We start from the raw sequence: 13,477 nt of genomic DNA on the forward strand, positions 1-13,477 counted from the left end.
ACAATGACCGCTTGTCAGTAATTACAAGCGGTCATTTTTTTATCTATTTTGCATAGCTTTTAAATCCAATTTAATTGATGCAAAAGTAGTAAACCTAAACTGGCGGTAAACATTGAGCCAATAGTTGTTATGCCGATTAAGTTTGCCGATCCTGTTCCGCTTCCGCCATAAGCTCTTACCATAGCATAAGTTGCTGCCGCAGTCGGTGTGCTGGCTGTAATGAATAAAATACCTAATTGCATCGGATTAAGAGCAAAGAACCATTTTCCTAGGATAAATAAGAAAATAGGCGTTAAGATTAAACGTGAAAATGAAGCATATATAACAACTCTATTTAATTCATTTTCTTCTGCACTTTGGCGACGAAATTGACTTAAGGCTTTAAAATCTAACGTTGCACCAATACAAATTAACGCCATTGGTAAAGTGATATTTGAAAGCGATTGTGCGGTTTGCATTAACGGCTTAGGAATTGGAATTTGCAGATAATTTACGATAATCCCAAGGACAATGGCTTGAATCAGCGGATTCTTGGTTACTGCCAAGGCTAATTTAAAGGCATTAGGTTTTTGATCACTTAATGAGTTTAAAATAGTAATAACACTCAGGACATTAAATAAAATCACGAGTGATGCGGTATAAATAGAAGCACTAGCAAGCCCTGTTTCGCCATAGGCATTAATAGTTAATGCCAAGCCTAAAATTGCTGCATTAGAACGAAAAACACCTTGCGTGAAAATGCAGCGATAGCCTCGTTCTCGAATGTATTTGGCTGCCCACCATTCTGCAATAAAATAGAGTATTAATGTTCCGCTCAAGCCAGCAAAAATTAAGTTAAGATCTTTGGAATAATCTAACGGACTTTTTACGACATTTAAAAACAGCATAGTAGGGAGGGCAAAATTGAACATCACTTTTGAGGCGGTATTACAAAAGGCATCATCAACAAATTTACGACGACGTAAAAAAATACCCAATAGCATCAATAGAATGGTCGGTAGCATTACCCCTATACTAAATTGCAAAGATTCAAAAAACATAACCTAGCTCCCGAGTAAAAAATAAGCGGTCAAATTTGCAAAATTTTTTACAAATTTAACCGCTTGTAATTAAAGCCCTGCTTTAAGGCTGGCTTCAATAAATTTGTCTAAATCACCGTCAAGCACTGCTTGGGTATTACGGTTTTCAACACCGGTACGCAAATCTTTGATACGAGAGTCGTCTAATACGTATGAACGAATTTGGCTGCCCCAACCAATATCCGATTTACTTTCTTCCATCGCTTGTTTTTCCGCATTCTTTTTCATCATTTCCATCTCGTATAATTTTGCTTTAAGCTGCTTCATACATTGATCTTTATTTTGGTGTTGTGATCGACCGTTCTGACATTGCACCACAATACCGGATGGAATATGAGTAATACGTACCGCCGATTCGGTTTTATTAACGTGCTGACCGCCCGCACCGGACGCACGGTACACATCGATACGTAAATCCGCCGGATTGATTTCAATATCAATATCATCATCAATTTCCGGATAAACAAATGCAGCAGCGAACGAAGTATGGCGGCGGTTATTCGAATCAAATGGCGATTTACGCACTAAACGGTGAATACCGGTTTCAGTACGCAACCAGCCAAACGCATATTCGCCGGTAATTTTAACAGTTGCCGATTTTAAACCGGCAACATCACCGTCCGACACCTCGATTAACTCGGTTTTAAAGCCTTTGCTTTCCGCCCAACGTAAATACATACGCAGTAACATTTCCGTCCAGTCTTGTGCTTCCGTACCGCCTGAGCCGGCTTGTAAATCGACATAACAATCTGCCGCATCATGCTGACCGCTAAACATACGTTGGAATTCAAGTTTCGCTAATTTTTCTTCTAATTCGTTGGCTTCAGCTTGTGCTTCGTTAAACGTATCTTCGTCTTCTGCTTCTACAGCTAATTCGATTAAGCCTTCAACATCTTCCACACCTTGATCCAACGCTCGAATCGTATTGATCACCATTTCTAACGCAGAGCGTTCTTTTCCTAACGCTTGGGCTTTTTCCGGCGTATTCCAAATTTCCGGCTGCTCTAATTCGGCATTAACTTCTTCTAAGCGTTCGACTTTGGCATCAAAGTCAAAGATACCCCCGAAGTACGTTGGTACGCTCGGTTAAATCGGCTAATTGAGTTTTAATTGGATTCAGTTCAAACATTATTTTTCCCTCTTTTAAAATTGACCAAGAATTATAGCTCAAGCGGTCGTTTTTTGGGGAGATTTTGCAAAAAAATGCTCAAATTTAACCGCCTGCCATTGCTATAATAAATAAAAAAACAAAGGAATAAATTATGCCTAAACGCCCCCAAAATATTCATAATACCCTTTTCCAATTGGAAATCTTACGTCGTATTCCAAAGGGAAAAGGGCGTTACATTACTGCAAAGCAATTACATTCCCAATTAGAAGAACTCGGTTTCGATAAAGATATTCGTACCGTACAAAGAACATTAAATATTTTATGTGAACATTTTGATATTGAAAAAGATGAGCGTGATATTCAGCATGCTTATCGTTGGAAAGAACAAGCGAAAGGACTGGCAATTTCTACGTTAACCGCTCACGAATCTTTATTATTAATGTTGGCGGAGGAACATTTAAAGAATCTGTTGCCGGCGAATTTAATGAAATCACTCAAACCGTTTTTTGATGAAGCACGTTATCAAAAACAATTTGGTAAAGAAACGCTTGAATATAAATGGTTGGATAAAGTCAGCAGCGTACCGACCAGCCAGCCGTTACTTCCTGCGAAAGTTTCTCCTGATATTTTTGAAGCGGTCAGTTCGGCATTATTTGAAAATAAATTACTGAATGTCGAATATCAAAATCAGCACGGTAAGAAAAATAAAGCACAAGTGATGCCACTTGCTTTGGTTCAACAAGGGGGGGCAATGTATTTGGTTGTGCAATATGAGGGGTTTGAAAATTATCGTCATCTTGCTTTACATCGTATTAAAAAAGCAACAGTTTCGACTTTTAGTTTTGAATATCCGAAAGATTTTAATCTTAAACACTATCAAGAACAGGGAAATTTCGGTTTCGGTGATGGCAGTATGGTTAAATTGACTTTCTCTATCTCTCATTCTGCAGGTTTTCATTTAACGGAAACACCGCTTTCAAAAGATCAGCAAATTTTAGAAGAAACAGAAGCGTTTTACCGAATCCAAGCTACTGTTCCTGATAATGAAATGCTAACTTGGTGGATTCGTAAATTTGGAACGGATATTTGGGATATTGAGAGAAACGTAATTTCTGGATGATTTAAAAAGCAAGCGGTAAGATTTACAATAAATCTTGCGAATCTTACCGCTTAACTTTATCCTTTCAACATATGCATAATCAATCTAATTAAAGTTTCTTTCTGTTTCGGATCGGATTCAGCAACTAATAATGTGAGTGCCGCAAGCCCAGTATCGTTAATAATCGGGATATTGTTTTGATTAAATAAGCGTTGATTTCTATGTAGAAAATCGACAAATAAGAAAGTACCACTTCGTTTATTTCCATCAGCAAACGGGTGATTTTTGACGACGAAGTAGAGTAAATGTGCTGCTTTTGCCTCAATACTTGGATAAGCCGGTTCACCAAATACGGTCTGTTCAAGATTACCTAAAATAGCGGAAAGTTCGTTATCTCTCTCAAGCCCGAATAACTCGGAGGCTTCTCCTCGAACTATTAATAGTTGCTTTAATTCGTGTAATGCTTGTTTAGCCTGTTCAATGATGGGTAATTTTCCTCCAACTTGAACTTTAGGTTCGATTAGCAATCCTTCATCATATTGTTGCAACCATAAAAACGTATGAGTATAGCGACTGACAATATCGACCAACCCTCTCCCGCTTTCAATCGTCAATTCCGAAGAGTTTGCCGTTTTTTGAATTAAAGCTAAGGCTCGTTCCAATTCATAGGCATTTTGTTGAAAACGTTTTTGATTAATAGCATAGCCTTTCGTTAAATAATCTTTTAAACGAGTGGTCGCCCAAATACGAAATTGAGTAGCGGATTTAGATTTTACACGATAGCCAACAGAAATAATGGCATCAAGATTATAGTGTTTGACTTATCTGGTAACTTTACGATTACCTTCTACTCGAACTACCGAGAAATCCTTGGTAGTTCGAATTTCTTCTAGTTCTTTCTCATTAAAAATATTCTTTAAATGTAAACTGATATTATCCGTTGAGGTTTCAAAAATCTTCGCCATTTGAGCTTGTGAAAACCAAACGGTTTCATTTTCAACGCGAACTTCAACTTGAGTTGAGCCGTCTTCAGCTTGATAGATTTCGATTGGGTTTGTCATATTTTTCTCCTTTTATTGACATCATTACCTTAGTGGAATATGCGGAAATATATTTGAGTAGTTTTGCGATATAGATCGAAGATTTACAAAAATTCAGTGATATTGCGACATAATATGTCACAGAGTTGTAAGGGTATTTTAAGTGTTATGCGACATATATTGTCGTAGTGTCCTTTATTATTACTGATGTGAAATCAGCAAAAGGAGCCGTTTTATGAGTAGCGAATATAATTTAAATCCACCAACTGTATCCCTTTTTTCTGAAAAACTTTTACTTAAGATTTTGTGTGAACATAATGGCTTTAATCACTTTTTTCGTTCCCATGGTTGGAGTGATGATACGTTAGCTTATGCATTAGGGTTGAATAATGAATGGGATAATCAAGAAAGTATTTCGAGTGTGAAATTACTGCTGCAAAAACGTTATCAAGAAATTAAAAAATGCCCTTTCTCCGTGCCGAGTGAGTTAGAAATTGCTTATCAAAATATTAATAAATTAACGCAATATATTGAGTTGAATGAGGTTGAAAAAGCGATTTTTACATTAGTTTTTCACTTAAAGCATGAAGAGATCATTGAAAATGGATTTAATTTTTTAGGTTCGGTAAATATTACTTCTGCAATTGGCTGGATCAGTAAATTATGTTCACTAGATAAATCAGCCGTTAAATTAGCTCTTGCAAAAAATCAAAAATTAAAAACCTATGGGCTAATTGAGCAATCTCGTCATAATACTGATCTTGAAGGTTATTTAGAATGGGGAGAGACATTAGATTTTGATGAATTTCTTAATGAACCATTAACGGAAAAAAGTCTATTAGCTCGTTGCTTAATTCCGGCGGCAGAGCCACATTTGACATTAGCTGATTTTGAACATATTCAATCCATGCAACAAATTATGCTGAATTATCTCCGACAAGCGGTTGATACGCATAAAAAAGGTGTAAATATTTTACTTCACGGCTTACCTGGAACGGGTAAAACCGAATTTGCAACTTTATTAGGTAAGCTACTTCAAATTGATACTTATATGCTACATTTCTCAGATAGTGATGGTGAAACGCTAAATGCAAAGACACGTCTGAACAGCTGTGTATTAGCACAAAAATTATTAACGGATCGCAGTGGTATTATCATTTTTGATGAGATTGAAGATGTATTTTCAGCCGGCTTATTTGAACGTTCTGTTGCACAATCGAATAAAGCGTGGGTAAACCATTTTTTAGAAAATAATCCTGTCCCTATGATTTGGATTTCAAATGATATCCATAGTATGGACAACGCCTATTTACGTCGTTTTGATATTATTTTTGAAATGCCTGATTTACCTTATAAGCAGAAAGAACATTTAATTCGTAACTTAGCCGGAGAACAGTTATCTGAACGTTATATTCAGCATTTTGCGAAAATTCCAGCCTTATCTCCGGCAATATTAGAACGAACATTAAAAGTCGTTACCAGCCTTAAACTTAACAGTCAAGTAGCCTTTGCCGAACAGAGCAGAACGCTATTCAATCAAACATTGCAGGCACAAGGTTTTAAGAAAATCGAACCGCTTACTGACAGCCTACAAGCAGACTATTCTTTGGATTTCGTTTCGTGCAAAGTGGATATTTATAAAATCAGTAAAGGATTAAAACAAACAAAATGCGGACGAATTTGCTGTTATGGTGTACCAGGAACAGGTAAGACGGCATGGGCAAAATGGTTGGCACAAGAGCTTGAAATGCAGCCACTTGTATTAAAAGGATCTGATTTATTGGATATGTATGTAGGAGGAACGGAGCAAAAAATTGCAGCTGCTTTTGAACGAGCAAGAAATGAGAATATGTTACTGATTTTAGATGAAGTGGATAGTTTTCTGTTTACTCGACAAAGCGGACAACGTAGTTGGGAGCATAGCCAAGTCAATGAAATGCTCACACAAATTGAAAAATTTGAAGGTTTAATGGTGGTTTCAACCAATTTGCTTGATGAACTTGATCCGGCAGCACTTCGCCGTTTCGATTTAAAATTACAGTTTGATTACCTCAAACCGCAGCAAAGTGTTGCATTAGCCAAAGTTCAAGCGGCTAAATTTGAATTGAATTTTACAGAAAATGTTCAGCAAAAAATTGAACGACTTCCTATGTTAACACAAGGTGATTTTGCTGCTGTGGCTCGCCGTCACCGTTTTGCTCCTTTTGAAAATGAGAATGAATGGATTGATGCATTGGAAGATGAATGTCGCCTTAAACAGGGAAAAGTACCTAGAAGAATTGGTTTTTAAGTTCGTTTATTGCGATTTTTAACAGTTTATTTTTGTTAAGCGACATAATTTATCGATGGCTTATAAAAAATGGAAATAAAACAGGAGTAAAAATGAAAAACGATCTTGATTATGCGATTTCTTTGTTAGCCAAAGCAGATGGAATCTTAATTACGGCGGGTGCAGGAATGAGCACAGATTCAGGGTTACCTGATTTCCGTAGTTCAGGCGGATTATGGAATGCTTATCCGCCCTTAGAAAAATTTCATCTCTCTTTTATGCAAATCGCAACGCCAAAAGCATATATTGAACGACCCGATTTATCTTATTGGTTTTGGGGGCATCGTTTGAATCAATATCGCCAAACACCACCACACGAGGGATATGCGATTTTAAGATCTTGGGCAGAAAAAATGCCGAATGGCTATTTTGTTTATACCAGCAATGTTGATGGTGCTTTTCAAAAGGCAGGCTTTTCAGATGAACGAGTGTATGAAATTCACGGCACAATTTTTCGTACGCAATGCTTTTATAACTGTAATGATGAAAGTTGGGTAACGGATTTTCAACCAATCACAGATGATCAGCAATGCCGAGTATTAAATAAAACACCAATTTGTCCCCATTGTGGGGAAATGGCTCGTCAAAACGTATTAATGTTTGATGATTATTTCTTTTGTGAACAACATTATGCACCAAAAGAAATCGCATTACAGAATTGGGTAAAGCAAGTAAAAAATTTAGTAGTTATTGAGCTTGGTGCAGGGAAAACGATTCCTACTGTCCGTAGATTTTCAGAAAGCACCGCTAAAGCTAAAAAAGCAGGTCTTATTAGGGTTAATAAGTTAGATTCGGGAGTCCCTAAAATGCATTTTTTAAGTTTAGAAATGAATATTCTCGAAGCATTAAAAACGCTTAATGCAATGTGGGAAGTAAGGCGATAGATAAGCGGTGAAATTTTGCAGAAAATTTGTAAAATTTCACCGCTTATTTTTTATGACACAAATTGTCGTTGTTTAGTTTATTGTATTCTTTGATAAGCATAAAAGGAGCAAAAAATGCAAAAACCAATTTTATATATTGATATGGATAATGTACTGGTCGATTTTAAATCAGGTATTGAACAATTATCTGATGAAATTCGACAACAATATGCAGGTCGATTAGATGACGTGCCTAATATTTTTTCACTCATGAAGCCAATGAATGGTGCAATAGAAGCCGTAGAACACTTAAAAGAACACTACGACATTTACGTATTATCTACTGCTCCGTGGGAAAACCCTAGCGCGTGGTCAGATAAATTAAATTGGATTAAAACTTATTTTGGTGATGTATTTTATAAGCGTTTAATTCTAAGCCATCATAAAAACTTAAATGCAGGTGAGTATTTGATTGATGATAGAACGGCAAACGGCGCTGGTTATTTTAAAGGAACGCTTTTACAGTTTGGTAAAGAATATGCAAATTGGCAAGCTATCACAGATTATTTATTATCAGAAGCTAAATTATATAAAAATATCGAGGTTAAGTTAGCTAAAAATTTGGCATTAATGAATCAAATTTGGTCACTACATTCAAAAGACGAAAAAGTTTTTATTTACCCAAATGGGGAACGTAATTTATCTACGGAACAAAGTAAACGTCCTGAACATTCCTCATTCAATTTATCTACATTTTTACAAGAGAAAATGGCTTGTTTACGTTATGAAATTCATACTCAAGAGGGAGTGGTTTATTGTTTAATTAATCATAAACGTTATAAAACATTTAAACAGATTGTAAATAAGTGGCAAAAAATGTATTCACGAGAATTTATTGAATATGCTAAAGATAATACGTCATTTTTAAATTCATTAAGTTTATTTGCTGATTTTAAAAAATGTTCCTTTATTCAACTAGAAAAAGTAGAAAAATGTTTTGTGAGTTACCCTACTACTGGGAGAGGACTTGAGTATAAGCGTAAAATAGATGAGGCTATTCAAGGTAATCTTAAAAATTTGAAGGAGTAAATAATGAATAAAAATTTACCAAAAGTGGTGGTTTTAACCGGGGCGGGGATTTCTGCGGAATCAGGAATTGAAACATTCCGAGTTAGTACCGGATTATGGGAAAATCATAAAGTCGATGATGTTGCAACCCCTGAAGGATTTATGCGTAATCCTGAATTAGTGCAACGTTTTTATAATGCACGCCGGGCAAGGTTATTTGATGCAGATGTGCAACCTAATGCAGCACATTTAGCCTTAGCAGAATTAGAAGAAAAGCTAGGCGATAATTTCTTATTGGTAACACAAAATGTAGATAATTTACACGAACGTGCGGGCAGTAAACGTATTGTACATATGCACGGAGAACTGCTTAAAGTACGTTGTGTAAGAAAGGGAACGGTATATGACTGGCAAGAAGATATTACGGATGAGAGCCTGTGCCAATGCTGCCAGCCTCCTCAAAAATTACGCCCACATATCGTTTGGTTTGGGGAAATGCCTCTACAAATGAATCGTATTGAAGATGCTTTATGGGAATGTGATTACTTTATCTCGATTGGTACTTCCGGTAATGTTTATCCGGCAGCAGGCTTTGTGAATATTGCGGATCGAGCCGGTGCTGTGACGGTGGAGCTGAATTTAGAACCGAGTGAAAAACATTCCTCATTTCATTATAGCCATCAGGGAAAAGCAACTGAAATTGTGCCAAAGTTTGTGAGAGAATTATTGGATAAATATGTTTAATATTTATTTTACCCAACAATCGGCTAAACATAAAAGAGTAAACCAAGATGCATTATTTAATGGCATTGAGGTTTACCAATATATTTTGAAGTTAGCAGAAAAGGTCACGTTGCAGAAAGAATCCGTAATTATCGGTATTGCTGATGGGGTTTCTCATAGCCCAAACTCCCAGTTAGCAAGCCGATTTTTTATGAATCAATTAAAAACTTGCGAAAGTCTTTCCGCTTCTTGGTTACGTTATCAACATCAATTATTTTGCGAAACTTATTCAGAGAAATATTTAGGTAGTGCGACTACATTCGTAGCTTGCCAAATAGATAATGATGGATTAGTTAATTTAATTAATGTTGGCAATAGTCGAGCATATAAAATCTCAGCGAATGGAAAATGGCAACAGATAAGCCAAGATCATACTTTAATTTCAAGATTAAAAGCAGATGGAATCGCAATAGAGGATATAGAGTATTCAGGTCTATATAATGGTTTGGAATCTTGCTTAATTGCGGATTTTGAAGAAAGTGATTTTCAGATTTTTACTCAAACATTTTATCTTAAGCCAGATGAAATACTTTTGCTTTGTTCTGACGGTTTGCCTGATTTTGTCCCTGAGAATATTAGAGAACAGATTTGGCAACAGTATGAAAATATTGAAGAAAAAATTACTGCTTATAGAAAGTATGTAAAACGACAAAGATTTAATGATGATTTCTCAGTGATTGTGTGTAGAAGATAGCCCTCTTTTGAGGGCTTTGTTTTGCAAAAAATTTAGTATTTTTAACCGCTTGTTTTACTAGCAAAAACAAGAAAAAATCCCCATAACAGTAAGAGTTTCCGAGTCTGATTCGGATATTGATGTACCAAAAATTATCGTACCGGCTTCATTGCTTATCGAATGAATTCCATCCAGAATTAGATTAATTTCGTCAAGTTCAAGATTTAAGCCTGATTGTATATCGATAAGTACAGCATCAACTTGACTGGCACATCTAAATTTAGCCTGTTCGATAAATTTATTTATAATTAATTCTACTCTATTTTTTCCGGACGCAGATTCGATTATGAAAAATGCGTTATCCGCTCCCGAAAGGATTGAGCAAACATCTTGAATATCAATATTAATTAACCCTGGGCAGGACATTATATTCGGTAGGTGTGAAAATTGAATTAATCTTTGTTCAAGATGACTTTTCGCTTCTTGCTCAGCTAATTGATAAATTTCACATTCTTTCTGTAAGTCAAAATGTACTATGCAACTGTGATCAGTATGGAGTTTTTTTGTACGTGCAATAATTTGAGCATTTTCTTGTAAATATTGGGCAGCAATCACTACAAGCGTGTTATTGCTTGTTTGAATCAATGCTTGAGCAATATTAAAGTCTTCTTCATTATCAATATCAACATAGATCAGTAAGAAATCGACACCTTTGAGTAATTCTATCGCTTTTTGTTGCTGTTCTACTGAGGTTACAAGTAATTTATGATGCGCCATCACTTTACTTAAACGCTGTTCATTGTGATCAATGGCAATATAAAACACATTTTCAGCTGGCTTTTTTATCATTTTCTGAATAAGTTTGCCGCCTGATTCGCCAATACCGATAAGGCGAATAATTAGATTATTTGGTTCTTGTATTGGAACAAACATATTTTCTCCAAGGGGACTTATTGTTTATAGATACTGATGTGAAATGGGCGTTTAGCAGTAAGTCCTAGATAATGCTTAATACGTTGAATAATGAGAGCATTTTGTGTTTGAATTGCACTTTCCATTGTGATTGTATCTGCCAGCCTTAATAAATCATTGTTATTAAACAGCTCACAAATATCACAAGCGGTTGCTAATTTTTGTTTGGCGAAATAGACCAATCGGCTACGTTTATTACCCTCAAAATAAAAAGGTGTGACGATAAATGCCAAAACTTGACAGCCCTGTGCTTTGGCCAAACGAGCTATTTCCGGAGCAATACCCGTACCATTTCCTCCGCCTAAACCACAAAATAAAACGATAATATCTTGTCCGGTGACTGCTTCAATAAGTTGCGGTTCACTTATTTTCACCGCTTCTTGAGCAAGTAGCGGATCGGGGCCGCAACCCACAGGAGAATTGCCTATATGTAGCGTATTAAACGATGATTTACGTAGAGAAATCAGATTGGTATTGATTAATAGATAATCCTGTTCAGGTAAAACATTTGCTACTTCCATTAAGATATTTTGCCTGGCACTGCCAATACCGATAAAGCGAATCTTACTTTCAGGCGTAACGGTAATACGATTATTTCTCGGTGTAATTAAGGAGGGTTTTAGGGTGATGATCGGATAACGTTTTCTATATTTTTTAGGCAATATTGTAACTTTGGGCGATTGACTAGATTGCGGTTGTGAAACGGTTTTAGTTTGTGAGTTTTTTTGCTGAAAACTTTTAAAGAAAGAACAAATTTTACGAAACATATTCAGTGACCTATATAACCAAAATGTAATTTATCAGCCGTTATCGTAAAAGATTAATGCGACATTTCGTGTCGTTTTGAATCACGGCGATTATTTTTATAAAAAATCACTCAAATCTGACCGCTTGTTGGCGTACAATAACAAAATTCAGAAATAGATTACGAGGTATAAAATGGCGGAAGAACCGATTCGTTTGACGCAATACAGTCACGGTGCCGGTTGAGGCTGTAAAATTTCTCCTAAGGTGTTAGGGACAATTTTACAAAGTCAGCTTGAAAAATTTGTTGATCCGAATTTATTAGTGGGTAATGAAACCGCTGATGATGCCGCCGTGTATGATATCGGTAATGGTGTTGGCATTATCAGCACGACGGACTTTTTTATGCCAATTGTGGATGATCCATTTGATTTCGGGCGTATTGCGGCAGCAAATGCGTTAAGTGATGTATTTGCAATGGGCGGTAAGCCGATTATGGCGATTGCAATTTTAGGCTTTCCGGTAAACAAGTTGCCGGCGGAAGTGGCGCAAAAAATTGTGGAGGGTGGGCGTTTTGCTTGTCAGCAAGCCGGTATTGCTTTAGCCGGCGGCCATTCGATTGATTCGCCTGAGCCGATTTTTGGTCTAGCGGTAACCGGTATGGTCAGTACCGAACAGGTGAAAAGGAATGCTTCGGCACAAGCCGGTTGCGAACTGTTTTTAACTAAACCACTCGGTATCGGTGTGCTGACAACTGCTGAGAAAAAAGGTTTATTAAAAGCGGAACATCAGAATCTTGCACGTGATGTGATGTGTCAGATTAATTTGATTGGCGCACAATTTTCACAATTAGCAGAGGTGACGGCAATGACGGATGTAACCGGTTTTGGTTTGTTAGGGCATTTGAGCGAAATTTGCCAAGGCTCTAATCTGCGTGCCGAAGTGAATTTTGCTGAAGTACATACGCTAGACGGTGTAAAAGACTATATCGCTCAAGGTGCAGTACCGGGCGGAACAAATCGTAACTTTGATAGTTATGGGCATCTGATTTCAGCCATGACCGATGAGCAAAAGGCGATTTTGTGTGATCCGCAAACATCAGGCGGTTTGTTGATTGCGGTACGTCCGCAAGCGGTTGAAAAGGTACAACAAATTGCCAAACAAGCCAATGTGTCTTTATTTAGGGTAGGGCGTTTACTTGAAGCGAACGATGCGAAGCCGTTAATTGAGGTCATTTAAGCGGAAAAGTGAGGAATGAATATGCATAAACCGAATATCACGTTAGCCTGTGTAGTGCATTGCAAAGGTAAATTTTTATTTGTGGAAGAAATCGAATACGGTAAGCGAACTTTAAACCAACCGGCAGGGCATTTGGAAGCAAATGAAACGTTGTTAGAAGGGGCGAGTAGAGAGTTATTTGAGGAAACAGGGATTCGTGCTGAAGCCCAACGTTTAATTAAGATTTATCAATGGCATGCACCTCGTTCACAGACCGATTATTTACGTTTTGTATTTGCGGTTGAGCTAGACGACTTTGCACCAATTTCACCGCAAGATAGTGATATTACCCAAGGTTTTTGGCTAAGTTTGGAAGAGTTTAAGCACTTTATTCAGCAAGAGGGACAATGCGAACGTAATCCATTAGTTAGTCAGTCAATCGAAGATTACTTGAGCGGAGAAAGCTATCCGCTTGATGTGTTGCGTGTGTTTGAATAA

General features: G+C 36.9%; 12 protein-coding genes and 1 pseudogene. 8 read left to right on the top strand and 5 right to left on the bottom strand.

Features of this window, described 5'->3' with window-relative positions:
* Positions 1–59: 59 nt before the first annotated feature.
* A complete protein-coding gene (locus tag NYR60_RS01800) occupies positions 60–1,040 on the bottom strand; it encodes an AEC family transporter (RefSeq protein WP_279467439.1) in 981 nt (326 codons plus the stop codon).
* Between the two features lie 69 nt (positions 1,041–1,109).
* A protein-coding gene (gene prfB, locus NYR60_RS01805) for a peptide chain release factor 2 (RefSeq protein WP_279467440.1) occupies positions 1,110–2,208 on the bottom strand; the annotation gives its coding sequence in 2 pieces (ribosomal slippage) (positions 1,110–2,132 and positions 2,134–2,208; 1,098 coding nt in all).
* Between the two features lie 133 nt (positions 2,209–2,341).
* Between prfB and NYR60_RS01810 the strand changes: the two genes are divergently transcribed.
* On the top strand, positions 2,342–3,310 hold the full coding sequence (locus tag NYR60_RS01810) for a helix-turn-helix transcriptional regulator (RefSeq protein WP_279467442.1): 969 nt from the start codon (positions 2,342–2,344) through the stop codon (positions 3,308–3,310).
* A 56-nt stretch (positions 3,311–3,366) separates the two neighbouring features.
* Here NYR60_RS01810 and rhuM read toward each other — a convergent pair.
* Positions 3,367–4,350 (bottom strand): annotated as a pseudogene (rhuM, locus tag NYR60_RS01815) (RhuM family protein).
* Between the two features lie 214 nt (positions 4,351–4,564).
* On the opposite strand from rhuM, the gene NYR60_RS01820 reads away from it, so the two are divergent.
* From NYR60_RS01820 to NYR60_RS01840, 5 genes are all read left to right on the top strand, one after another.
* Entirely contained in the window at positions 4,565–6,619 is a 2,055-nt protein-coding gene (locus tag NYR60_RS01820; protein WP_279467444.1) for an AAA family ATPase, read from the top strand.
* 92 nt (positions 6,620–6,711) lie between these two features.
* Positions 6,712–7,542, top strand: coding sequence for an SIR2 family NAD-dependent protein deacylase (locus NYR60_RS01825; protein WP_279467446.1), 831 nt, complete (start codon positions 6,712–6,714; stop codon positions 7,540–7,542).
* 114 nt (positions 7,543–7,656) lie between these two features.
* On the top strand, positions 7,657–8,610 hold the full coding sequence (locus tag NYR60_RS01830) for a 5' nucleotidase, NT5C type (protein WP_279467447.1): 954 nt from the start codon (positions 7,657–7,659) through the stop codon (positions 8,608–8,610).
* 3 nt (positions 8,611–8,613) lie between these two features.
* Positions 8,614–9,333, top strand: coding sequence for a Sir2 family NAD+-dependent deacetylase (gene cobB, locus NYR60_RS01835; RefSeq protein WP_279467448.1), 720 nt, complete (start codon positions 8,614–8,616; stop codon positions 9,331–9,333).
* Complete coding sequence (locus tag NYR60_RS01840; protein WP_279467449.1) at positions 9,326–10,066, top strand: PP2C family protein-serine/threonine phosphatase; 741 nt, start codon at positions 9,326–9,328, stop codon at positions 10,064–10,066. Before cobB ends, NYR60_RS01840 begins: the two co-directional genes overlap by 8 nt.
* Before the next feature lie 57 nt (positions 10,067–10,123).
* Here NYR60_RS01840 and NYR60_RS01845 read toward each other — a convergent pair whose 3' ends face one another.
* Both NYR60_RS01845 and NYR60_RS01850 read right to left on the bottom strand, forming a co-directional pair.
* The gene (locus NYR60_RS01845; RefSeq protein WP_279467451.1) at positions 10,124–10,978 is read right to left on the bottom strand and encodes a cell division protein FtsZ; all 855 of its coding nucleotides are present in this window, start codon (positions 10,976–10,978) and stop codon (positions 10,124–10,126) included.
* Positions 10,979–10,995: 17 nt separating this feature from the next.
* A complete protein-coding gene (locus NYR60_RS01850) occupies positions 10,996–11,784 on the bottom strand; it encodes a cell division protein (RefSeq protein ID WP_279467453.1) in 789 nt (262 codons plus the stop codon).
* Between the two features lie 172 nt (positions 11,785–11,956).
* Here NYR60_RS01850 and selD point away from each other — a divergent pair, with 172 nt between their 5' ends.
* Positions 11,957–13,000 carry a selenide, water dikinase SelD gene (selD, locus tag NYR60_RS01855; RefSeq protein ID WP_279467454.1) on the top strand — a complete coding sequence of 348 codons (1,044 nt, stop codon included), beginning with the start codon at positions 11,957–11,959 and terminating at the stop codon, positions 12,998–13,000.
* 21 nt (positions 13,001–13,021) lie between these two features.
* Positions 13,022–13,477: an NUDIX hydrolase gene (locus tag NYR60_RS01860; RefSeq protein ID WP_279467951.1), complete on the top strand. Its 456-nt coding sequence runs from the start codon at positions 13,022–13,024 to the stop codon at positions 13,475–13,477.

Origin of the sequence: Actinobacillus genomosp. 2, from assembly GCF_029773605.1 — a bacterium.
Classification (GTDB): Bacteria; Pseudomonadota; Gammaproteobacteria; order Enterobacterales; family Pasteurellaceae; genus Actinobacillus.